Here is a 20,967-nt window from a genome sequence, read left to right on the forward strand (position 1 = left end):
GAGCAATGACTGACGAAGAGGCCAGACGGCCGGTCATAACCCCGCAAGCCGTGCGCGCGCTGGCGCGCGAGTGCGGCGTGACCGAGAGCCAAATCCGTGAGATCGTCTCATTGGTCGGGGTAGACAGGGCGTCGATTCTGCGCGAGGCCCGGCTTCTTCGCAAGGGCGGGAATTGAGCCTTCTGGATTTCCGACCAACGAGGGACTGGCGGAGGATGCGGCAATGGCGCAGGTGAACGATAACCGGCGCAAGCCGGCTTCGCCCGATGATGTCAGGCCCCGTGCGGGCGCCAGCATTTTTCGCCTTCATTGATTTCTTTGCCCAGCTGCAGGGCCCAAGGAGGCGGATATCTTGGCTGTATTCGGGTCCCGTCCTACAGCGGTTGTTCCAACCTCAACCTTACTATCTGAGCTGGGGCGGTTGCCGACGCCTTGCGAAAGCCGGTGCGGCAGCGTGGGCAGATGCTCGTCGCAAGCGCCGGCCCTTCATGAACGTTGCCTGTTCCACCAACAAGCGTCATGCAAACGGTCCCGCAGACGAATTTGTGAGCGCGGGCGGAACCTTCCGATCGCAGCAGCTTTACTCAGATTAGAAGAAGGGATGCCAACAGGCCGGATTCAAGCTGACCTCGATTGCGAGACCAGCCCATCGCCAGCGTGGAAAGGAACACGCAATGGAGTTGTTGTTTCTTCACGACTTGGCCTCAGGCCGAAGCGACGGACTGCACCCCGAACTTTTGCGCCTTTTCAGACAACGGGCTGCTCTGTCGGCATCAACCGTTGTCGAGTTGCACCCAAGTGGACCACGCCGTAGCGCGCAGGGCGATCACAATCCTCCTCGGATCATAGATCGGGGGTCGCCCGGTGATGTGATCCGTTTTCCCAGCAGGCCGAAATCCACACTCCGGAATCCCTGATGTTGGCACCTGACACACAGACCGGCTGTATCATGGTTGCGCGGCCATGCAGCGAAGCCTAGTCAAAGACGTTGCCGATCGGCTTTGGCGCTCCTGTCTTTTGTCGACCATGGTCGCTTTGGCCGCCTGTTCTTCTTCCGAACGCGTCGCCCAGCAATCAAAAATCGCGGCGTCGGCTTCGCAGACGGCAGCCATGGTCTTGGACGCTTGGGCCGCCGGGGATGCCCCTTCATTTTATGCATCGGCCACACTGCAATCAACAGCCGAGACGCTTGCCGCCGCCGGTCGGCAGATGCAGTCTGACAATTCACCTCAATCCTCCGAAGCGCGCGGTATCATGACCGTGATCGGCCGGCTGTCGGCGGCGGCAAGGCGGGCCCAGGCCGGGGTGGAGGCGGGCAACCCGCGGCAGGTGAGCCAGGCGCGGCAGGACCTTGGGACGGCCGCGAAGGACCTCGCCGCCCTCAATGCCAGATATGTCGCGCCGAGATCATGAAGAAGCTGCTTGAAATCTCTCTTGGCATCGTTACCAGCGTCGGCGGCTTCCTCGAGGTCGGATCGATGGCCACAGCCGCGCAAGCCGGGGCGACTTTCGGCTTCCAGCTGATCTGGGTGATCCTCCTTGGCACAATCTGCATCATCTTCCTGGTCGAGATGGCTGGCCGGTTCGCTGCCGTCAGCGGCCACACGATCGCCGACGGGATCCGCGAGAGGTTCGGCTTCAATGCCTTCCTGTGGCCGTTGTTGGCCACCTTGCTGGTCAATTTCATGGTGATGTCGGCAGAGATCGGCGGCGTTTCCATCGCGGCCGAAGTTGCGACAGGGATAGGCTTTCAATGGTGGGCCCTCCCGGTGGCGTTTCTGGCGTGGCTGTTTCTATGGAAAGGCACCTTCGGTTTTATCGAGAAGGGGGTGGCGATCCTCGGTCTCGTCACGCTTTGCTTCGTGGTCGGCGCGGTGATGCTTGAGCCGGATTGGCGACAGGTGGCTGCAGGCGCGGTGCCCAGGCTGCCGGGGCATGACGCGGCAAGCTACTGGTTTATGGCCGTCAGCATTCTGGGGGCATCGATATCGCCCTACCTTTTCATGTTTTATTCCTCGGGCGCTGTCGAGGACCACTGGGACAAGACCTATCTCGGCACCAATCGCGCCATTGCGGGCCTTGGCATGAGTTTCGGCGGCACCATCTCGCTCGGCGTGTTGATCGTCGCCGCACTTGTGCTCGGCGCGCACGGCATTAATCAGGTCAATGACTATCACCAACTGCCCCTAATGCTGATCCCGATATTCGGCTTTTGGGGCTTTGTTCTGCTTGTCGCTTCGCTTGCTATAGCCTGCTTCGGCGCGGCCCTAGAAATCGGCCTTCAGCAGGCATATCTCGTCGCACAGGGCTTTGGATGGACGTGGGGCGAGGATTTGAAACCCCGCAATGATCCCGCCTTCTGCGGTGTCTATACGCTATCATTGCTGCTGACGGCCATCCCGATCGCACTCGGCCTCGACCCGCTGAAGCTTACAATCTTCTCCATGGCCGTGACGGCCGCCAGCCTGCCTCTGACGGTGGTCCCGTTCCTCATTCTGCTCAACGATGAGCGCTATGTCGGTGAGCACGGCAATGGCATGATTTCGAACGCCGCGGTGATCCTTATCGTCGCGCTTGGCTTCGTCCTTGCCGTGGTGAGCATTCCCTTGCAGATACTGGGAGGTTCGTGATGGATTTGCTGCGCGATCTCCTGGACAAGCAGGTGCTTGACCGCAAGCAGGTCAAGATCGGCAAGGTGGACGGATTGGTGGCCGAGTTGAGGCAAGGCAAGCCGCCAAGGGTCGTCGCGGTCGAGCTCGGCTCGATCACGCTGGCGCGGCGTCTTGGTTCGCGGCCGGGACGCTTGATGGCATGGCTTGCGGCAAGGTTTGGAGGCGAACGTCATGCCGAACCGCACCGGATAGCGTGGAACAAGGTGCGCAATATCGGCGTCGACGTCGAGGTTGACGTTGACGTGCGCCGGACAGGGATCTTCGATTGGCAAGACTGGCTGCGCGACCGCGTCATAGGCCGCATTCCGGGAGCCTGACATGGACACAGTCAATCTCGAACATCTTGCCGGACGACGGGTGCTCTCGCTACGCGGCAAAAGCGTCGGTCACATTGAAGAGATACGAGCAGAACAGGACGGTGACGATATGGTTGTCACCGAATTCCACGTCGGCATTTTCGCTGCTTTCGAGCGCCTCTCCGCCTTGGCGCTCGGCACCGCGGTTCTCGATTTCTTTCACCTGCGCCACCGCGACTGCCTGTACCGCATTCCCTGGGACAAGATCGATATCTCGGATCCAGTCAGACCGCGGTTGCGATGCACCCTTGAGCAGCTTTCTCAGATGAAGGGTGGATTTGAAAGCAAGCGCGGGGCGAAATCGTCCAAGGGCCTGGGGATCGCCAGGTGGAGCACCGTGTTGAGATTTGCTCTTGCGGTTTTCCTGTGTGCAGCCGCCGTTTGCGCGGTCTTGTGGTACATGACAGCGGCGAGGCCCCCGTTTGGGGAACAGGATCGGCAATTTGAAGGTCCGGGCAATGTCGCGCACGGCAAGCTCGTCTTCGCTGCAGGTGATTGTGCTTCCTGTCACGCAACACCGGGACAGCCCGACCGCCTGAGGCTTGGCGGCGGCATGGCGATCGCTTCACCATTCGGGACCTTTCGGCCCCCCAACATTTCCCCCGATGCGGTAGATGGTATCGGCGGATGGACTGTCACTGACCTGGCGAACGCCTTGATCGGCGGCGTGTCGCCCAAGCGTGATCATTACTATCCCGCTTTTCCCTACACGAGCTTTACCAGCATAAAGCCCGACGACGTGAAGGATCTTTACGCGTATCTCAAGACACTTCCGAAGGTGTCTGGCCGTGTACCGCCGCCCGATCCTGCACTGCTGTTCAGCATCCGACGGTCTGTCGGGATTTGGAAACTGCTGTTTTTTCGGCAACGATCAACCGCAGCCCGCTTCGATGGAGATCCTTTGCATGATCGTGGCGCTTACCTCGTCGAGACCATTTCACACTGCGCCGAGTGCCATTCGACCCGCAACGCCTTTGGCGCCATCAAACCCGGCACTCGTTTTGCCGGTGGCATCGATCCCCAAGGCACGGGATTTGTGCCGAATATTACCCAGGACAGGCTGCGCGGATGGACCGAGAATGACATCGCCAGGATGCTCAAAACGGGAGAGACGCCCAACCACGGTCGTGTCGGATCGTCGATGTCCGATGTGGTGACAAATACGGCAATGCTGCCTGACAGTGATCGCCAGGCGATTGCGCGCTACATCAAAGGTCTGCCACCCATAGCCACCCCGCGCCCTTGAAGCGGTGTTTCGCCGGGGATTGCGAAAGCCAATATCAGGAATCTACTGGGCGTACAGATACGCGGCAAGGTCTTTGGCTTCCTCTCGCGAAATGCCGGTCGCCGGCATCGCCGTCTGTGGGGAAAAACTCCGGGGCGAAACAATCCATGTGACAAGGTTGTCGGAATTGTTTTCCAGCACGCCCGCTATGTACACACGCTTTGACAACCCGGCCAGCGGCGCACCGGTCTGGCCGTCAGCTCCCGGTATGCCGGGAATGGTGTGGCAACCGGAGCAGCCGTACCGGCGGAAAATTGCTGGAGCCCGACCGGGATCGCCGCCGGTGATCGTTTTGGCCACCGCTGCTTTGGTGTGGTTGTCGCCCGCGACGTTGGCCGCGACGAAGGCGGCTGATGCCGCGGCGAGGACAATACCAATCACGGCGGCAAGGCCAATGGCGGGCGCGAGCGGCTCAGGCATTTTGCGCCCTTCCTTCACTCGCGCCGTGGATCCAGAGCGCCAGCATCGTCATCGCCGCCGCCGCATAGATCGTGCCGGCAGGCACCCACATGATGATCCCGGCCATCTGCTGGTCTTCCAGCGGCGTCAACCCCCAGCCCATAGCGGTCCGGGTCTGAGCCACGTAGAGCACGCGCGGAGCCAGCGCCATCAAAGCACCCAGAACGCTGGTGTGGATCATGGTCGCGAACAGATGCCAGGCTGAGGTGCCATAACCGCTTCGCCAAACAATCGCCCACCAGAACAATATCGCTGTCGCAAAGAAGCTGAGATGCTGGAGGCGATGCAGAGCCGTGTTGGTCACGGCCGCGTCAAACAACGCCGGCACGTGCCAGGCCCAGATGGCCAAGCCATGAATGATGGTTGCATTGGTGGCGCTCGTACACCTTTTCCATGGCCCGCCTATCATGGGCGAACGCATCAGCGACCCCGCGATGCGCCGGGATTTCCCCGGTAGCGCCCAGAGCAGGATGCCAGCCGGGCGCGCCAGCACGATCAGGGGCGCCGACACAACCATGACGATCTCGTGCTCGATCATATGAAAGGTAAAAAGGTGCTCGCCTAGCCAGTGAAGCGGCGAGAGCAGCGCGCAACCCAATGTCAGCATGCCACAGCAGTACAGCAAGGCGCGGAAGAGCATGCTGCCTGGCCTTCTGCTTCGCGATGCCAGCCTTATGACGCCTACGCCATAGAGGGCAACAAGGATGGCAAAGGGTGCTACGATCCACGGATCAAAGGTCCAGGGATAGCCCGCAGGATGTGCATCTTCGCCGTGTGCCATCGCCGGGGCAGCTATCAAAAACGAGGTCAGTGTGCAGATCAGCGTTGGCATGGGTCCAGCAGCACCGTTGCCGCTCCCTGCAATGACAGCGCAAAAACAAACGCCAGCGCGACCAGAAAGCCCGCATCGGCAATGAACCGTTCGGACTTGGCCGTTCCCGTTGAAAGCAGTCGTGATATCACGACGCCAGCAACCGAAACGAGGAGCAGGATGCCGCAAGACACCGCTGTCCACTGGCCATTCCGTTGGCAATCGATGTAGGGCGCGATCTGACCGAACTGGGTGCTGAGCGCCCAGGCGAGGAGCGGCAGGATAAGGGCTGTGTATCGAAGCCAAATGTTCGTCATAGCCTTGGAACCCAATAGAGGCAGGCATACATCGGCAACCACGTCGCCACCACAAAGTTCCAGTACATCGTGTTGTCGCTGACATCTCCGTACCGCCGCGCGTTGTCGCCGTGCCGTGAAAACATCAGGCAAGTCAGCACCAACGTCTCGACCAGATCGGTCAGAATATGCGTCGTGTGCAGGCCGAGCATGACCCACACGATCGAGCCGTAGGCGTTTTGGTCCCACTTGATATGCATTGCCGGAAACTCGAAGACCCGCAGGATCAGCGGCGCCATGCCGAGCAGGGACATGACGATGAGGCCGATACGGACCTTCAGCAAATCTTGGCTACGTGCCCAGCGGGCGAGGAAAATGTTGGGAACAAGGCTTGCTATCAAGAGAGCTGTCAGGATCGTCCCGGCGAGCAGATCAGGCGGTGCGGCATCCAGAGGCCAATGTGGTGCCAAGCTCATGAGATAAAGGTAGACAACGATCGAAAGCGCAAAGCCCGTGCCTTCAATGAGCATAAAGGCAAGCGTTCCCCACCAGGACACGCTCGCGGTGCCGAGGCCGTGAGAGGGAAGGTCTGTCAGGTCGAGCGTGGCGCTATCTTTCATGACTCATCCTCCGGCACGCCCTTTGGCCAGAACCAGCCGATGAGTGCGATCGCCACTGGTATCGAACCCCAGACAACTGCCCACGGCGTGAATATCGACCAGATCAGCGTCGCGGTGGTGGCAAGCGCTGCCCATAGCGGCCAGATCGAATCTCCGGCCGACGATTCTCGCGCTTCCGGAATCGCTTCGACCACACTGCTGACCAACAGTTCTCGACGGTCGACGCGCAGGCCCGTCGCAACGGGAAGGGCAGTCGATTGGTCTGACAAGGCTTCAAGGCTGCCGATCACCGGCAGGCGGGCGAAATTGTACGGTGGCGGCGGCGACGAGGTCGCCCATTCAAGCGTCGAGGCCCCCCACGGGTTGGACGACGCGGCGGCGCCTGACCTGGCACTGCGTATCACGTCGATGAAAAACAGCAGGAAACCGAGGGCGAGGATGCTCGCGCTGAGGCTGATGAACAGGTTCAGCGCCGACCATGGCATCTCGGGCTGGTATGTGTAGACGCGACGCGGCATGCCGCGCAGACCGAGAATATGCATGGGGAAAAAAGTCAGGTTGAAGCCGGCAAAGATGAGGCCGAACACCCAACGGCCGACTGTCTCGCTCATCATCCGTCCCGTGAGCTTAGGGAACCAGTAATAGATCGCGCCGAGCAAAGGAAAAACCGCGCCGCCGACAAGGACATAGTGGAAGTGAGCGACGACGAAATAGGTGTCGTGGACTTGTGTGTCGAACGGCACGGACGCCACCATAACGCCGGTCAGGCCGCCAACGACGAACGTGACCATGAAGCCGATGACAAACAGGAACGGCGTCTTGAAGATCGGCTTGCCTGCCCACATCGTCGCCAGCCAGCAGAATATCTGCAGTCCCGCAGGAACCGCGATCGCCATGCTCGAGGCCGTGAAGAAGCTCTCTCCAAGCCTGGGAAGGCCTGCGACGAACATATGATGGACCCAAAGTCCAAACGCCAGAACGCCCGTAGCGATCAGGGCCATCACCATGGCCAGATAGCCAAACACGGGGCGCCGCGTGAACGTCGCGACGATCGTCGACACCATCCCCACCGCTGGTAGAAAGATGATGTAAACCTCGGGGTGTCCGAAGAACCAGAACAAATGCTGCCACAGCAGCACATCGCCACCTTCAGCGGGATTGAACAGATGCGTTTCGACCAGCCGGTCGAGTATAAGGGACGTGCTGGCGATCATGATCGCCGGCATTGCCAGGATGACGAGAAACGACGTGACCAGCATCGACCATACGAACAATGGGATCCGATCGAGTGACATCCCCGGTGCGCGTTGCTTGAAGACGGTCACGACGATCTCGACGGCGACGGCGAGCGCCGAAACCTCTGTGAAGGTGATCATCTGCGCCCAGATGTCGGCTCGCTTTCCCGCCGCATATTGAGGCCCCGACAGCGGGACATAGGCGAACCAACCGATATCCGGTCCGGTGTCGAGCACGAAGGCGATCCACAACAGCAAACCGCCGGCGAGATACATCCAGTAGGAGAACGCATTGAGGCGCGGGAAAGCGATGTTTCGCGTTCCCACCATCAAGGGCACGAGGTAGACGGCCATTGCCTGCATGACAGGCACGGCAAAAAGGAACATCATGTTTGTGCCGTGCACGGTAAAAATCTGGTTGTAACGATCGGGCCCGATGAAGCGGGCTTCGGGTTGCGCCAGTTGCAGCCGCATCAGCAGGGCCAGCAACCCGCCCAGTGCCAGGAAGACAAAGGCCGTGCTGATGTAGCGCCGGCCGATGATTTTATGGTCGACCGACGACAGCGCGCCCCAGAGGCCCGGCGGTGTCGACCAGACCGACGCAAGGCGGTGATCGAGTTCACCATCGTTGAACCCGGTGTCTCGCGAGTCGGTGCTATCTCTGCCCGTCATTTCAGGCTCTCCATATAGGCGGAGATATTCTGGAGCTCGGCGCTGGTCAGCGGGACCATAGGCATGTTGTTTCCGGGCTTGAGTGTCTGAGGATCGGCAATCCAGGCGGCGAGCGAACCGCGCGTGGTTTCCGCCAGTCCGGCGGCGATCGTCAGCCGGCTGCCAATATGGGTAAGATCCGGTCCGGTCGTGCCATTGGCGGCAGTGCCCCGGATCGTGTGGCAGGCAGCACAGGGCTTTGCCAGGAAGGCCCCTCGTCCTGCGGCCGCATCCGGATCGGCCGGCATCGTCGCATCACCACGCTGCGACGCCGCCCAGCGGTCATAGTCCGCCGGCGCCTCGGCGACGACCATGATCGCCATGTGGCTGTGCTGCAGGCCGCAGAACTCGGCGCATTGTCCCCGGTAGACGCCCGGCTTTTCGGCTCGTAGCAGCATACTGTTGGAGCGACCTGGAACAAGATCCTGCTTTCCCGCAAGGCTGGGCACCCAGAACGAATGAATGACATCGGCGCTTTCAAGCCGCAGATGAACATCTGTCCCGATGGGAATGTGAATTTCATTGGCAGTCTGAAAGCCGGGCGTTGCGTCGGCACCGGCATAAAAGACCTGCCACCACCATTGTTGTCCCCGCACAGTGATTGTCAGGGCATCGCTTTTCGGGACGCCGATGTCCCGGGTGGTATAGAAACTTGCGATCGTCAGGCCAGCTATGATGATTACGGTGGCCGCGACAGCGGCAACCACCGTCATTGCCAGCCATGCCTCGGACTTCGCGGTATCGGCCGCGGCGCGGGGACCCCGTAGAAGCGCGACGCCAAGCATGACCATCACCACGACCCAGATCACCGTGCAAATGGCGACTATGCCGATGATCAGGTGCTCCATATGAATCGCGGGAGCGCCGTGCGGATCAAGTGCTGACTGATTGCCGCTGCAGCCCGACGCGACGGCACTGATCAGAAGGGCGCTGGCCACCCTCAAGGCGACGGTCCTTGGTCTGGATGCGCGCCGAGCGGTCCCTCGTCAAACAGGATTATCGCCGGGCCGCGATTCTCGGCCGGCCGGGTGTGTTCGTTATCATTGCGACTGGGCGCGGCGATCTTCGGCGTATAGGAACCGATTGTCTGGACATATCCTGCGAGCTGCCAGATCTGCTCGATTGTCATCCGGCTGCGAAATGCAGGCATGCCATGCGGGCGGCCATCGCGGATGGACGCGACGATGGAAACCATTTCCGGGCCATAAAGCCACCAGCCGTCGAGGAAGCTGGGCCCGGCCCCGCCGCGACCATCACCATGACATGTCGCGCAATCGAACCAGGTGTAGAGACGCTTGCCCTGGCTCAAATTGTAAGCGTCTGTTTCATACGGCTTGCCCAGTGCAAAATAACTCTCAGGCGGTGTTCCGCTGATGCCATTGGGCATGCGACGGAACTGGTCGAGGTCGGCAACAGCCGGCGGATCGAGGCGAAGCTCTCTGGGTTGCCGAAGCCAACCGAGCAGAGCGCCAACGCCAATAAGGAGTAGAAGCGCGCCAGCTACGAACGCCGGCGCGGGATTTGCGATGGTCCTTTCTGTCAAGCGGTTCTGTGCCCCCATGGGGTCAACCATCTGGAGTTGCGTGCGATCGGCTAAGGCGGACTGGCAAAAGCTTGTATGACGGCGTCTTCGACTTCGGGTCGTGATGCGCCAATGGAAAGAGCGGATTGGTTTCGGGAAAATACGCCCCGCAGCAGCCCTTCGCGATGTTGTAGGAAACGATCCTCAGGCCAGTCACCTTGCGGACGAAATTGTCGTCGATGGCCGTAGTCACATCAACAATTTCGCCATCTGCGAAGCCTAGCCGGACGATGTCTTCCCCGTTCATGAACACAATCCGGCGCGTGCCTTCAACGCCGCGAAAACGGTCGCTGTAGCCGTAGATCGTGGTGTTGAACTGATCGTTCGATCGCAGCGTCGCAAGGTGCAGAACGTCGGTTCTGCCCGAGGTGGAAAATTCGGGAAAGAGCTTGCCTGGCGTAATGAAATTCGCTTTCCCGCTTTGCGTCACCCATTTTCGCTCGCGTGCCGGCAACGGCCTGGCGAACCCGCCAGGCTTGAAAAGCCGCTTGTTGAAATCCTTGAAGGTTTCCGGGTACGTCCGTTCTATGGCGTCGCGGATTTCCGCATAGTTGCCGACCCAGGCATCCCATGGAACCCTGGTCTTCCCAAGCGTCGCCTTGGCTATGCCGGCGACGATCGCCGGTTCCGACAGAAGGGTTGCACTTACGGGTTTTGTTTTTCCGCGAGAACCATGGAAGTGGGCAATGGAGCTTTCTATCGACACGGCCTGTGGACCAGTCGCCTGCTCGTCCATCTCGATACGGCCGAGGCAGGGCAGCAGATAGGCGATTTCGCCATGCAAGACATGGCTGCGGTTGAGCTTTGTCGCGATCTGCACGTTCAGACGCAGCTTGCGCCATCCCGCTTCCATAGCGGTGGTCTCTGGCACCGCCTTCAGGAAGTTACCGCCAAGGCTGATAAAGGCCCGGGATTGGCCGTTGATGATTGCATCGCAGGTCTCGACCGTCGAGCGGCCGGTCCAGCGGGGCGGTTCAAATCCATAAAGCTCGGACAATTTGTCCAGCGGCGCCAGCCCCGGCTTTTCCGTGATCCCGACAGTGCGCTGTCCCTGAACGTTGGAATGGCCGCGGACGGCGCAGATATTCGCTCCCGGCTTGCCGATATTGCCGCGCAACAGCGCGAGGTTGCAAACCATATGGACGTTCTGGACGCCCATGAGGTGTTGCGTCAGACCCATGCCGTAGACCATCAGCACGGCATCGGATTTGGCGTAGATGGCCGCCGCCTTCATCATCTGATCGCGGCTGAGTCCGGAGACCCGCTCCAGCTCATCCCACTGGTGAGCTCGTGCAGCTAAAGCAAACTCCTCGTATCCGGCGGTATGCTCCTTGATGAAATCATGGTCGAGCACATGCTTTTTGTCGGCCGAGGCAATCGAGGCCGCGAATGCGACCATTGCCGCATTATCCGGATCTTTCGGCTTGCCGTCCTCTCCCGCTACGCGGCTGGTGCCCGATGCTTTGAGGGCGTCGTCGGCTTCGATGAGCGCCTTGCAGACACCGAACAGGGCGGCGATATCGCCGCCATTTTTGACCTGATAATATTCCGTCGAGATCTTTGTCTCTCTGCCGGTCAGCATCTGAACCGGCGACTGCGGATTGACGAAGCGCTCCAGCCCCCGTTCGTGAAGCAAGTTGAAGGTGACGATCTTCACGCCGCGGTCGACCGCGTCCTGGAGGTCGTGTAGCAGGCGCGGGGAAGACGTTCCTACGTTTTGGGCGATGTAGAAAATACAGTCGGTGTTTTCGAAGTCCGACAAAATAGCTGTACCGACAGAGGCGCCGATACTTTCCGGAAGTGCCACTGACGAGCTTTCGTGGCACATGTTGGAACTGTCGGGTAAATTGTTGCTGCCGTACATGCGGGCAAACAACTGGTACATATAGCTCGCCTCAAGGGATGCACGGCCCGAGGTGTAAAGGTCGACCTGATGAGGATCGAGCGCGCCCAGCTCCCTGCCGATCTCATCGAAAGCTTCCGCCCATCCCACCGGAAGATACTTGTCGCTAATCGCATCCCAGCGCATGGGATGGGTTAACCGGCCCTGTTCCTCCAGATCGTGATCTGGCCAGAGCTCCAGCTCGCTTAGCGTGTGCTTTTCGAAGAACGCGGGGTCAGCCCGACGGGAAGTGATTTCCCAAGCCGTCGCCTTTGCCCCGTTTTCGCAGAATTCGAGCGGATGCGGTTGCGCCGGTTTTGCCCAGGCACAACTGACGCACATATATCCTTCAGGCTTATTCTGAACCGAAAGCAGCTTTGGCGCCTTCAGAGGGACGTGCTCTCTTGCGATGATCCCCGCCACGGATTTCGCTGAGCCCCAGCCGCCGACCGGTCCGCTGTACGGTTTGATGGTGGCCGGCCTGGTTTTCATCTGGTCTCACCCTATCGACGCGATGCCTGCCGACGTATTGCACTATCCAGGTCACGGATCAGTCTGTCGCCGGTACATAGCAACTTGGAATCTGGCGCGCGGTTCCACGAAGGTTCGTGGCTTCGTTCGAGGTCGCTTCTCGGCAGTCGGCACGACCAAATCCGACCTCTGGCCGATGTGCAGGGGAAGGGCATAGCGCGCCGCTCGTTCAAGACGATCTAGAGGTGCGAGCGTCGCACCGCATATGCGAGATCAGCGAGATGCGCGAATCCCCAGCAGGCATATCCCGCAAGCAACCAGGTAGCCAAGAACGAACTGACTTCGTCAATTCGCGCTGACACGGCTTTGAGACGGTACGGACGTCAGCGCCAAGCTGGCCCGCTCAGGGAGGGCGTTTGTGTTCCTCGCGAAAAAAGGCCCGTGCCAAAGGAACGGGCTCCAGATCAGGCTTGGGAACTACGCCTTTAGAGCGTTCGTGTCCGGCGCCACAGGAGGTTATTTTCAGCCGCCCATCTTCTTCGCCATGGCGCAGAAGTCCGCGTGCGACTTGTTGAGCGTGGTGTCGCCGCAGTCTTTCAGCACCGCCTTTTTTTCATCCGGTTTCATGGCCATCCATGCGGTCTTGAAATCCGCTTCCGACCTCAAGGTTTTCATGCCGGCATCGGTGAAGAACGGCGACATCGTTGCCGGATCGTCAAGTGCGGATGTGTTACCAGCAGCCAGCGCTGAGCCCGTCATCATTGCGAGCGCCATCGCGCCCATCGTGAGCGGTGTTCATTTCAATTTCCTCCGTCTAGGTCATTCAAACCGCGCAAAAACGCGTGACCTGGAGGAAAAAACGTCCGCCTCTGAACTCGGTTCCCGCATGTCGCTTATTCCTTTCATCTATCGACGGCCGTCGGCTTTTTCGGCACCCAATGCGGCTTCTCGACACACTCACGACGTAGGTTTGTGGCCGGCTTGTCGGTCATCTCTTCGCCTGATCGATAAAAGCCCGCGCCACGGAGGGACCAAGACGCGGGCCGGCTGATGAGTTTAACCACCAGCCTTTCGCCGGATGCCAGTGACAACATCCGAGCATGAACTCAACTATTCGAAACAGCTAACGTTCCGCATGCGGTGCTGGTCGGCCGTATTGCCTGTCATCATCTTTCAAACCCTGCGCAGCTTCGATCACGGCCTTGCGGCTGTTGCCGTGTTTTAGGATCAACTCCCAAGTCAGGTCCGGAGACAAACCGTTCTCCGAGGCGAAATACTCGACGTGATGATCGTGAATAGCATCGTCCCTGTCGCCGGCCATTTGAGCTCCGCTCCGCAGTCTAATGCTCCCGTCGGGATCGGTCCAGGGGATGCTTGGGTGAAGCGGCCGCACCAGCCATTGCGGGTCAGTGTTTTGGGATCTCTCCCAGCAATGCCAAAGCTAAATGCATATTAGCATAGCAACAGATCAACTAAGACTGAAGTCTCTAGGTCCCTGAACCGAACGTCGGATTCCAGTCGCGATTGCGCCTGTCCACATCGCGCCGTCGGCGGGCAATTTCGTCTAGTTCTCCGCATGGCTAAAAACGACAGTGCCGTTTTCCTTGCGAATTTCAACGGACACGATTCCATCGTCGCCCTTCCGGGTCTGAAACAGGGAGATTGCATGATCCTTTGCCGCTTTCTCGGCGTGGAATATTTCCTTGTCGACGATGCCCTGTCGTCCATACCAGATGACAGTAAAAGCCATATTCGTCGTCCCTTCGCGGCAGCCACCAAGGGAAATGGTATGGCGGTTGGGACGGAAAGTCACACAATGAAAACAAACGGCTTTGCGGGGTGCAGTGGACGCTCCCGTGGGGGCAACGGATCACACCGGCCACTGCGGGAGCGTTGATTGTCCCCGCACGGCTTTCAACAACACGCCATGCAAGACACGCGTCTTGCCGATAGTGGTCGCAATGCGGCGATCTGAAGGGCTTGATGATGCTCAAGTGCAGCGCTTCCGCCGCCGCCAGAAAGCGCTCGATTTCAGCATACCTGCCTGGAAGGTTTCGATGTGGCTATGGCAGCCGTATGAGGGGGATCGCCGCAACGGGAGAATTATATTCCTCGCCTACCGCCTGGCAAGGTCAGCGCAAGTCCCGCATGATGAACTGATAGATTTGGCCAATTTCTTCATCAATCTCCTGGCCTGGGATGCCTTGGGCTTCGGCCGCCCTTTTTGCATCAACAGCCATCTCAATCACCATCAGAACCGGGTCGACCATCGGAGCGTCCGGTAGGTGGTCCGATATCCAATGGTAGAGAAATTCACTCCCGCGTTTGCTCATTCTACCCTGAAATCCTGCAGTGAAGCGTGCCGGAGGTCTTCCTCGCCGCGGAGGTGCCACACACGGCCGATCAGCCCCGGCTTACCCATTGCGTCGCGGGCCGCTTCAGGCCCTTTGGCGGCGGCCCTGCGTGCTCTTATACGCGCTTCCAAAGCCGATCTCGGACAGCGCGTTTGGAATTCCCAGTCATTCGAGGCGGGACGAACTTCAAATGCATGCATACCGGACTCACAAGCCAGGATTCAATCAGCTTGCGCTAAAATAGTTCCGGAACATTTTAGACGAATTGAATGTTTGGCGGAGATGACGGTGCTATGACCTTAAACCACCCATCCCTGGCAAGCGGCACGGTGGCGAGCCGGCCGACGAGGATGACAACTTCTATACCGGTCCGATTTCCGGTCAGCAGGTCGACATGCACGACCTGCGCCAAGTCATTTGGCACGAGCGGCCAAAGCATAAGCTTGCTGGTGGATTAGGCGAAGATGCGCTCTCAAGCGAAGCGGCAGCGCTTGGTTCATCTCCCGTGGGTCAGTGCAAGGTAGATAGCGGGCACCAACATCAACCGGCCCCCATTGCTAGAACCACCAAAATAGCCATGCGCTCAGTACCCCTAACAAGTTCGGCAAATGTTTTCCCCGTCGGTCAAAGGGTCGGCGTCCAGCAATCTAGGCGCGTGATCATGGTTGTCATTTGCGGGGTGGCTCACGCCACTCTCATTCGATCTCTGGACCATTGCTATTGTTCACCAAATAGTACCGGCCTGATCTCGGCGGGGTGAGCCGAGAACAGACCGGGCGCAAACACCTAGATCGCGGCAGCGGGCTTGTTTGGAATTGAGGCTCAGGCCTCGAGGTCCTTTGTCACATTGTTCAACATCCTCAACGCCGAACTTTTGCTTGTCGGCTGCAGAAGGCGCTGCTCGATCGCAGCGGCTTTGAATGCCGCGAAGGCGATGGCCGGGTTGCATGTGCCGTCCTTTGCCGCGGCGATCAACCGGCAAGCATCCCGGTGAACCGCCGCTCGCTTGTTTGGCCACTGTCCCAGAAGCGCCTGTTCCGCTTCACAGATCGAAGAGACCGATATAGATTTATCATCCAACAACCTGATTTGAAGCGGTGAGAAAGCGCCCATCGCACGGCCTGCTGCATAGAGAGCTGCATAACGCGCCGATAGCATTTTGGTTTCGGCGCCCCGCTTTCCGTTATTCCTGAGCCGCGGACCGCTCTGGAACATCTTCCACTAGACGCCGTTGATGGCCCAGATCGAGATACCCATTCGATCATCCGTCGTGACCCTTCGGTGACGGGCTTCCTTCGTTTCGGAAGACCTCCACCTAAACCGCCTCCCGTTGATGAAGTCGGCGCGGCGATCATCATCACAGCCCCGTCAATTCATTCAACCGGGGCGAGGAGCTATACGACGACAAAGGGGTTGGCATTGCGATCTCCACAAAAGGCCTGGCGAAGCATTGGCCAAACAAGGCAATACGCGCGAACGCTGTTGCGTCTGGGCACGTATGGACACCATTGCAGGTCGCGGGCGGTTGTCGAAGTTCAGTCAAGACACGCGGTCGCACAGGACAGCCTGCGGAACTTGCGCCGTTTCTCCCAAAGGACAGGTGCTGCCGTTGCGGGCGAGAGTCTAGAGGTGGAACATTAGTGTTCTCTAACGGTTCTATGTTGGCGATACCAAATCCACATGGTGGGTACAGCAATGGCAGCGTTGGCGTTTGAGACGGTCTATTTTTTCGGCCTGACCGGGGACGGCCTGTCAGGAGGGGTCGTTTCGCTTGTGGCGTGCACGCTGCTTTTCAATGCTATGGCGAAGGATCGCTCAAACCCATAGGTGCGCCGGGGCAGTTAGTCTACCTTGTCACGCAGCGGCTTACTGCCTTTTGGCCTTCGGAACTTCCTCAATAGCCGGACAGAATTGGCATCGACCGTGATACGGCCAAGCGCCTGCACTGTCACACGGCCTGTGTCGTCATCGACGTGCACGACCTCACCTTCGAACCGGATCTTGTCGCCTGGCTTGGCCTCGGGGTCGATGATCGAACAGGGGAAAGTGGCGGTGGGGAAATGCAGGGCCACCCGCTCCTCGATGCGCTTGCCCACAGTGGCAACGATCGCCACCTTGTCACCAATATTGATTTCCCGCGCCATGTATAGGATTCTGGCGCTGCCCTTCGGTTCGTCAAGGGGTTGCTAATGCACGGCTTTCGAGGGGCCTTTGCCTTTATGCTTTTCTCTGCCGGCGGCGCCACATTCTATTGTCGGTGGCGAGACCGCTATCACCTTCAGGGCGGGCTAGCGATGGAGCGCCTTCGATGGTGAAGATAATTCCGGCGTCCTCAAACGCTTGGCGCATGGCCGCGATGTTGGGGGGACGCGGTTTCCTAAAGCCGTTCTCAAAATCGCTGATCGTCATTTCGCTGAGATTGGCCTTTCCGGCAAAGCGCACTCGCGACCAGTTCAGCAGGGCACGTGCTGCTCTTGATTGATCTGCTGAGAGTAGGTTTCGGCTGTCCATAAGAGTTGAACATTCGATATAGCTAAAATGTTCCCTCGACCTATCATCATTGCCGCATGATGGCCGCTGCAGTGCATGCGGCTGGCCACCGGCAGGCGCCAGAACGCGCGGGACGCTTAGGCAGCGGTAAAATCGGCACAGCCATCTTTGCCGTACCGTGGCTGGAAAGCGCCGCCAAAGGGTATGAAGCGGCCAGCGACCCATTGGGTAAAGCCGGGCATCATCGGCCATGAGAGGCACTTGCGCGGCAAGGAATCATCCAAGGGTTGCGCCAAGGTGGCTACAGTCACGAAGTGCGGCGACCTACGCCTCAGCCGGTCCTATTTGCAACCTTTGAAGGACGAAGTGACCTGATCGCCTCCAGCAGTTGGCGTTCATTGGTATGAGCATTGCGAAAAATCCCGACAACCATCGACGCTATAACTTCAGCATCTCGGCCTAAGGGGTCCAGGTCTTCGTCTGCGCAAACCTGGTCGAACACACGCTGGCAAATTGCCATATCGTGAGGACTTAGGCAGGCTCTAACGGTACGGCGGTCCCGCATAACCTGAAGCCTCCGACCTGTCCACACTACAGTAGCAGGCCTTAGGACCGGAGGGAGTGAAAGTTCCGGTCCCTGACGCAAAATAACGTTCGGTGGTTGAGCGATGTTCCCGGCAGACCGGATTGGTTGATTTCGTACAATATCTTCATATAGCCGCGAGAATCAGGCGAATGCCGTTCGAGTCTTGGCAGCAGCTTGATATCAAGCGTCTCCGCAGGTCGGGTTGAGTGCCAGTCCTCACTGCAGCCGTGGTCACGGGATCGACCGGCATAAGGATGACCATCCGGACTCTAGGTTCAGACCAAAGCGGTCGGCCAATTAGAAACAACGCAATTGCCAGCAGGCGCGCCAAGAAGGCGGCGGTCTGGACATTCGCGATGATCTCGCCGAACTGCATGCTGCTCTCCCGACAATTGGGTGCCCGCCACATCACAAGGAGGTGGCGGGCACCCAATCAACCGGCGATGAAGGGACTTTCTTCGCCGGTTCCCGGTCAATGCAGATGGAATGCATTAGGTTTCGATGCGCGGACCTTTGCGCCTCTCGATTGGACGTTGGTCGGTACAGCCACGAGGAACGCCGGCTCAGGCTAGTCGGCGTGCTCGCTTAGGTCTGCTGCTGATTGGGATCGACAAGAAACGATGCCGCGATCAGGTCGTCGCCATCGATCTGGCCGTGACCGTCATCCATTATTGATGCGACCTTTTGAAAGGTTTTCATTTCGGCCGCCGTTATCCGCGCTTTCCGCATTCTGGTTTGCAGATCAGCCAGGCGGACCACGAGGGCATGCGACGCTTCGAGTTCAATGTTCATCATATCTCGTCCTGATAGATGGAGCTTGGCATGCGCAACCCGCCGCTGGCTGGCGGCGGGTTGGGGACATTCCATAGGTCAGTCGTAAACCTTGACGATCTTGCGGGTGCCGGGATCCACAAGAACCGTCCGGTTGTCGATTACGACGTAGCGGTATTTGACATTGGGAACTTCATGAAGCTCGACTGTGTCGGGGAGTGCTGTGCCGACATTGAGTTCCACGCCGGGAACCTTCAGCGATGCTAGGGGCTGCTTCTTCACATACTCATGGATGACGGTATCCTGTTCGGGCGTGATGACCACGTCCTGAGCAGCAACGGCGCCAGCACCGGCGAAAAGCAACAACGCGGCAGCGGCGCCCGTAAGACGTATTTTCATGATTTTCTCCTTTGCAAAACTGCCCGGACGAATTCGTCGCCCGTCAGTCCAATCGAACTTTGGAGGACAGCAAACGTTCCCGGGATTGGGCTTCGGTCGGAGCCGGTTTGGGACTAAGGTCTGGTCACGGATACGCGGTGCCTGATGTGATCTGACCCTCCTCGCCCAATGCACAACCGAGCAAAAAAATCCCCACCGCTTGATGCCGGCCCCTCCGCCACGATGGCAGAGCCGGTAAGGTTGGCGCCGTCCCGGCAACGTTTGGGCCACGGGACGATTTTGGCCCGGCCATCAGGGGTTTATGCTAGGACCCACAAGCGCCCGGCTGTTCTTGGAACCGGTGCGCGACGGAGCCGAAGACCAGGTTTCTCAACCCTCTTTCGCCGGGGCGCAATCTCTTGACCGACGGGCCGGGCAGCCTCTCGGCGTCTGGCGATTGTCCCGCTCGCGCCTATGTGGCCGAACTGAGGACTTGTATCTGCTTCCTCGCTCGGAAATTTCTACTAAACATTCCCGACCCAGCAGGGAACCCTTTTTCGGCTAGTGAATTAGGGGAAGGACTCGGGGATAACGTGATGACAAAGCACGACAAGGCCGGTCATAAAACCGTCGCTGACTCTCTTCGAGAGTTGATACGCGACGCGGACAATCGTCATCACGTACAGAAGCACTTCAGGCTGTCGGTCGAACCCGAGCTGTCGCCGACGCTAGCCTTACTACTTTTTGCCATCGATCAGGCTCAGCAGGGGAAGCCTTCGGTGGACCAGTGGGATTCATAACCCCAGACCTGTACGGTTTTTACCATCAATTGAACCGGGGGTGTATCGGCTCACAATAGCAGCAGCAGTAGCTTGGGAACGTCCTGGGAGAACCTGGATGAGTATCGCTGGGCGGGGAGCGAGACCTGCTTCGGCTAAGGAGCTTCTGGAGATGATGTCAGGTGTGTTCACCTGGCTCCTAGCCAGAAACCGCCGTGGACAAGGGGAAATCAAATCGGCTGATACCTCCGATCAGGCGAGCGTACGCAGCCTCCGATTTCCCATAGGTGCCATTTGCATGTACCTCAAGGCCGGCGCGGTCGCGAATGGTGATTTCCCCTCGTCGCGAACGGATAAGCCCAAGCCCTTCGAGCACCTGCAGCCCCACGGTAACACCTGGGCGCCGCACACCGAGCATCACTGCGAGAAACTCATGGGTTATTGCAAGATGGTTTCCAAGGACCCGATCGTCGCACATCAGCAGCCATCGCGCCAAACGGTCTTCCACTTTTGCTCGCACATTGCTTAGAGCGGTATAGCTGCCCTGAATGTGGAGATAGTGGACATAACGCAAAAGAAAGAGCCGCAGGCTAAGGCTAATCCGAAGAGCGGCATTGAATGGTTCCGCTTCAATTCGGACCGCACTACCCGCCAACTGGACGAAGCATTCATGCGCCGCGACGTCGACGCCCATCACCAACGCAGTGCCTGTCATTCCGTCGAAGCCGATGAGTCCGACCTCGGCGTCGCTTCCGTTCGGGCCCCTCGCAACAACAGAGCCGAGACCTTCCTCAAGGAAGTAGACCGCCTCAATCTTTGAATCGGCAGTCTCCAATCTCATTCTCAAGTCGAGGGTACGCCGCTCAAAGTGCGGCTCCAGGAGCGCGAGGTCATTCGCGTTCAGCCGACCCAGCAATCCATTCTTGTAGGAAAGGTTTAGTGGATTGGTCATAGCTCAATCCCGCTTGGGGCAAGAGCCTTCCAATCTCCCTGTCGTTCGCGCCCGTGCAAACGTGCGGGCGATCTGGTGACTTTACGCCTTGTGGCAAAGAAATGACAGCGGAAAGCGAATTGATGCACGGCGGCTCCTCCGTCGGATTATTACAAGGACCCACGGAGAAGGTTAGTGTTGGAAACGTACAGAACCGAGATTGGTACGAAACAGACAATCTTGTCGGACCCACCTTCCATGTCCTTTGGGATCAGCTCGACCAGGATTCCACGCCTCTC

The 20,967-nt window shown here is 58.9% G+C and carries 24 protein-coding genes and 2 pseudogenes; 6 read left to right on the forward strand and 20 right to left on the reverse strand.

Going from position 1 to position 20,967, the window contains the following annotated elements; translation table 11 throughout:
* The first annotated feature begins 5 nt into the window (after window positions 1–5).
* The 5 genes from EJ076_RS10125 (at window position 6) to EJ076_RS10150 (ending at window position 4,273) form a co-directional block, all read left to right on the forward strand.
* On the forward strand, window positions 6–176 hold the full coding sequence (locus EJ076_RS10125; protein ID WP_109671001.1) for a DUF3606 domain-containing protein: 171 nt from the start codon (window positions 6–8) through the stop codon (window positions 174–176).
* A gap of 840 nt (window positions 177–1,016) precedes the next feature.
* The gene (locus EJ076_RS10130; RefSeq protein ID WP_126067734.1) at window positions 1,017–1,412 is read left to right on the forward strand and encodes a hypothetical protein; all 396 of its coding nucleotides are present in this window, start codon (window positions 1,017–1,019) and stop codon (window positions 1,410–1,412) included.
* Window positions 1,409–2,629 carry an Nramp family divalent metal transporter gene (locus EJ076_RS10135; RefSeq protein ID WP_126067735.1) on the forward strand — a complete coding sequence of 407 codons (1,221 nt, stop codon included), beginning with the start codon at window positions 1,409–1,411 and terminating at the stop codon, window positions 2,627–2,629. The genes EJ076_RS10130 and EJ076_RS10135 overlap by 4 nt, the downstream gene beginning before the upstream one ends.
* On the forward strand, window positions 2,629–2,988 hold the full coding sequence (locus EJ076_RS10140) for a hypothetical protein (protein WP_109670993.1): 360 nt from the start codon (window positions 2,629–2,631) through the stop codon (window positions 2,986–2,988). Before EJ076_RS10135 ends, EJ076_RS10140 begins: the two co-directional genes overlap by 1 nt.
* Window positions 2,989–3,427: 439 nt before the next feature.
* The gene (locus tag EJ076_RS10150; RefSeq protein WP_245463075.1) at window positions 3,428–4,273 is read left to right on the forward strand and encodes a cytochrome c; all 846 of its coding nucleotides are present in this window, start codon (window positions 3,428–3,430) and stop codon (window positions 4,271–4,273) included.
* A 42-nt stretch (window positions 4,274–4,315) separates the two neighbouring features.
* Here EJ076_RS10150 and EJ076_RS10155 read toward each other — a convergent pair whose 3' ends face one another.
* The 19 genes and pseudogenes from EJ076_RS10155 to EJ076_RS10255 all read right to left on the reverse strand — a co-directional run bounded on the left by EJ076_RS10155 (window position 4,316) and on the right by EJ076_RS10255 (window position 18,979).
* Window positions 4,316–4,732 carry a c-type cytochrome gene (locus EJ076_RS10155; protein WP_109670990.1) on the reverse strand — a complete coding sequence of 139 codons (417 nt, stop codon included), beginning with the start codon at window positions 4,730–4,732 and terminating at the stop codon, window positions 4,316–4,318.
* Complete coding sequence (locus EJ076_RS10160; protein WP_109670987.1) at window positions 4,725–5,603, reverse strand: cytochrome c oxidase assembly protein; 879 nt, start codon at window positions 5,601–5,603, stop codon at window positions 4,725–4,727. The genes EJ076_RS10155 and EJ076_RS10160 overlap by 8 nt, the downstream gene beginning before the upstream one ends.
* Complete coding sequence (locus tag EJ076_RS10165; protein ID WP_109670984.1) at window positions 5,591–5,899, reverse strand: hypothetical protein; 309 nt, start codon at window positions 5,897–5,899, stop codon at window positions 5,591–5,593. The genes EJ076_RS10160 and EJ076_RS10165 overlap by 13 nt, the downstream gene beginning before the upstream one ends.
* Window positions 5,896–6,498, reverse strand: coding sequence for a cytochrome c oxidase subunit 3 (locus tag EJ076_RS10170; RefSeq protein ID WP_109670982.1), 603 nt, complete (start codon window positions 6,496–6,498; stop codon window positions 5,896–5,898). Before EJ076_RS10170 ends, EJ076_RS10165 begins: the two co-directional genes overlap by 4 nt.
* Window positions 6,495–8,405 carry a cytochrome c oxidase subunit I gene (gene ctaD, locus EJ076_RS10175; RefSeq protein WP_109670980.1) on the reverse strand — a complete coding sequence of 637 codons (1,911 nt, stop codon included), beginning with the start codon at window positions 8,403–8,405 and terminating at the stop codon, window positions 6,495–6,497. The genes EJ076_RS10170 and ctaD overlap by 4 nt, the downstream gene beginning before the upstream one ends.
* On the reverse strand, window positions 8,402–9,388 hold the full coding sequence (gene coxB, locus EJ076_RS10180; RefSeq protein ID WP_245462993.1) for a cytochrome c oxidase subunit II: 987 nt from the start codon (window positions 9,386–9,388) through the stop codon (window positions 8,402–8,404). The genes ctaD and coxB overlap by 4 nt, the downstream gene beginning before the upstream one ends.
* Complete coding sequence (locus EJ076_RS10185) at window positions 9,385–10,005, reverse strand: cytochrome c (RefSeq protein WP_109670977.1); 621 nt, start codon at window positions 10,003–10,005, stop codon at window positions 9,385–9,387. The genes coxB and EJ076_RS10185 overlap by 4 nt, the downstream gene beginning before the upstream one ends.
* Before the next feature lie 4 nt (window positions 10,006–10,009).
* A complete protein-coding gene (locus EJ076_RS10190; RefSeq protein ID WP_109670974.1) occupies window positions 10,010–12,400 on the reverse strand; it encodes an FdhF/YdeP family oxidoreductase in 2,391 nt (796 codons plus the stop codon).
* Between the two features lie 501 nt (window positions 12,401–12,901).
* Entirely contained in the window at window positions 12,902–13,162 is a 261-nt protein-coding gene (locus EJ076_RS10195) for a hypothetical protein (protein ID WP_126067736.1), read from the reverse strand.
* Between the two features lie 340 nt (window positions 13,163–13,502).
* Window positions 13,503–13,700: a DUF3606 domain-containing protein gene (locus EJ076_RS10200; protein WP_109670969.1), complete on the reverse strand. Its 198-nt coding sequence runs from the start codon at window positions 13,698–13,700 to the stop codon at window positions 13,503–13,505.
* A gap of 243 nt (window positions 13,701–13,943) precedes the next feature.
* Entirely contained in the window at window positions 13,944–14,129 is a 186-nt protein-coding gene (locus EJ076_RS10205; RefSeq protein ID WP_109670967.1) for a hypothetical protein, read from the reverse strand.
* Window positions 14,130–14,249: 120 nt separating this feature from the next.
* Window positions 14,250–14,446: pseudogene (locus EJ076_RS35715) on the reverse strand (hypothetical protein).
* Window positions 14,447–14,511: 65 nt separating this feature from the next.
* On the reverse strand, window positions 14,512–14,649 hold the full coding sequence (locus EJ076_RS10215) for a hypothetical protein (protein ID WP_245462994.1): 138 nt from the start codon (window positions 14,647–14,649) through the stop codon (window positions 14,512–14,514).
* A 59-nt stretch (window positions 14,650–14,708) separates the two neighbouring features.
* Window positions 14,709–14,878, reverse strand: a pseudogene (locus EJ076_RS36120) (ATP-dependent DNA ligase); the annotation flags it as partial.
* Window positions 14,879–15,555: 677 nt separating this feature from the next.
* Window positions 15,556–15,948, reverse strand: coding sequence for a DUF982 domain-containing protein (locus EJ076_RS10230; protein ID WP_245462995.1), 393 nt, complete (start codon window positions 15,946–15,948; stop codon window positions 15,556–15,558).
* Between the two features lie 626 nt (window positions 15,949–16,574).
* Window positions 16,575–16,877: a hypothetical protein gene (locus EJ076_RS10235; RefSeq protein WP_109670962.1), complete on the reverse strand. Its 303-nt coding sequence runs from the start codon at window positions 16,875–16,877 to the stop codon at window positions 16,575–16,577.
* Window positions 16,878–16,950: 73 nt separating this feature from the next.
* Entirely contained in the window at window positions 16,951–17,475 is a 525-nt protein-coding gene (locus EJ076_RS36125; protein WP_348639814.1) for a helix-turn-helix transcriptional regulator, read from the reverse strand.
* A 919-nt stretch (window positions 17,476–18,394) separates the two neighbouring features.
* Window positions 18,395–18,604, reverse strand: a complete 210-nt coding sequence (locus tag EJ076_RS10250; protein ID WP_164548593.1) for a hypothetical protein — start codon at window positions 18,602–18,604, stop codon at window positions 18,395–18,397.
* Between the two features lie 75 nt (window positions 18,605–18,679).
* Complete coding sequence (locus tag EJ076_RS10255) at window positions 18,680–18,979, reverse strand: DUF1236 domain-containing protein (protein ID WP_109670956.1); 300 nt, start codon at window positions 18,977–18,979, stop codon at window positions 18,680–18,682.
* A 575-nt stretch (window positions 18,980–19,554) separates the two neighbouring features.
* Between EJ076_RS10255 and EJ076_RS10260 the strand changes: the two genes are divergently transcribed.
* Window positions 19,555–19,758 carry a hypothetical protein gene (locus EJ076_RS10260; RefSeq protein ID WP_126067737.1) on the forward strand — a complete coding sequence of 68 codons (204 nt, stop codon included), beginning with the start codon at window positions 19,555–19,557 and terminating at the stop codon, window positions 19,756–19,758.
* A gap of 178 nt (window positions 19,759–19,936) precedes the next feature.
* Here EJ076_RS10260 and EJ076_RS10265 read toward each other — a convergent pair whose 3' ends face one another.
* Complete coding sequence (locus EJ076_RS10265; protein WP_109670952.1) at window positions 19,937–20,689, reverse strand: Crp/Fnr family transcriptional regulator; 753 nt, start codon at window positions 20,687–20,689, stop codon at window positions 19,937–19,939.
* Window positions 20,690–20,967: the final 278 nt, after the last annotated feature.

The sequence above is a fragment of the Mesorhizobium sp. M7D.F.Ca.US.005.01.1.1 genome, assembly GCF_003952545.1.
Lineage (GTDB): Bacteria > Pseudomonadota > Alphaproteobacteria > Rhizobiales > Rhizobiaceae > Mesorhizobium > Mesorhizobium loti.

Coding starts and splice junctions, on each gene's coding strand:
- EJ076_RS10125 (WP_109671001.1), top strand. CDS start 6: ATGACTGACGAAGAGGCCAGACGGCCGGTCATAACCCCGCAAGCCGTG.
- EJ076_RS10135 (WP_126067735.1), top strand. CDS start 1,409: ATGAAGAAGCTGCTTGAAATCTCTCTTGGCATCGTTACCAGCGTCGGC.
- EJ076_RS10140 (WP_109670993.1), top strand. CDS start 2,629: ATGGATTTGCTGCGCGATCTCCTGGACAAGCAGGTGCTTGACCGCAAG.
- EJ076_RS10150 (WP_245463075.1), top strand. CDS start 3,428: ATGACAGCGGCGAGGCCCCCGTTTGGGGAACAGGATCGGCAATTTGAA.
- EJ076_RS10155 (WP_109670990.1), bottom strand. CDS start 4,732: ATGCCTGAGCCGCTCGCGCCCGCCATTGGCCTTGCCGCCGTGATTGGT.
- EJ076_RS10160 (WP_109670987.1), bottom strand. CDS start 5,603: ATGCCAACGCTGATCTGCACACTGACCTCGTTTTTGATAGCTGCCCCG.
- EJ076_RS10165 (WP_109670984.1), bottom strand. CDS start 5,899: ATGACGAACATTTGGCTTCGATACACAGCCCTTATCCTGCCGCTCCTC.
- EJ076_RS10170 (WP_109670982.1), bottom strand. CDS start 6,498: ATGAAAGATAGCGCCACGCTCGACCTGACAGACCTTCCCTCTCACGGC.
- ctaD (WP_109670980.1), bottom strand. CDS start 8,405: ATGACGGGCAGAGATAGCACCGACTCGCGAGACACCGGGTTCAACGAT.
- EJ076_RS10185 (WP_109670977.1), bottom strand. CDS start 10,005: ATGGGGGCACAGAACCGCTTGACAGAAAGGACCATCGCAAATCCCGCG.
- EJ076_RS10190 (WP_109670974.1), bottom strand. CDS start 12,400: ATGAAAACCAGGCCGGCCACCATCAAACCGTACAGCGGACCGGTCGGC.
- EJ076_RS10195 (WP_126067736.1), bottom strand. CDS start 13,162: ATGGGCGCGATGGCGCTCGCAATGATGACGGGCTCAGCGCTGGCTGCT.
- EJ076_RS10200 (WP_109670969.1), bottom strand. CDS start 13,700: ATGGCCGGCGACAGGGACGATGCTATTCACGATCATCACGTCGAGTAT.
- EJ076_RS10205 (WP_109670967.1), bottom strand. CDS start 14,129: ATGGCTTTTACTGTCATCTGGTATGGACGACAGGGCATCGTCGACAAG.
- EJ076_RS10215 (WP_245462994.1), bottom strand. CDS start 14,649: ATGGTCGACCCGGTTCTGATGGTGATTGAGATGGCTGTTGATGCAAAA.
- EJ076_RS10230 (WP_245462995.1), bottom strand. CDS start 15,948: ATGTTCCAGAGCGGTCCGCGGCTCAGGAATAACGGAAAGCGGGGCGCC.
- EJ076_RS10235 (WP_109670962.1), bottom strand. CDS start 16,877: ATGGCGCGGGAAATCAATATTGGTGACAAGGTGGCGATCGTTGCCACT.
- EJ076_RS36125 (WP_348639814.1), bottom strand. CDS start 17,475: ATGGCCGATGATGCCCGGCTTTACCCAATGGGTCGCTGGCCGCTTCAT.
- EJ076_RS10250 (WP_164548593.1), bottom strand. CDS start 18,604: ATGATGAACATTGAACTCGAAGCGTCGCATGCCCTCGTGGTCCGCCTG.
- EJ076_RS10255 (WP_109670956.1), bottom strand. CDS start 18,979: ATGAAAATACGTCTTACGGGCGCCGCTGCCGCGTTGTTGCTTTTCGCC.
- EJ076_RS10260 (WP_126067737.1), top strand. CDS start 19,555: ATGACAAAGCACGACAAGGCCGGTCATAAAACCGTCGCTGACTCTCTT.
- EJ076_RS10265 (WP_109670952.1), bottom strand. CDS start 20,689: ATGACCAATCCACTAAACCTTTCCTACAAGAATGGATTGCTGGGTCGG.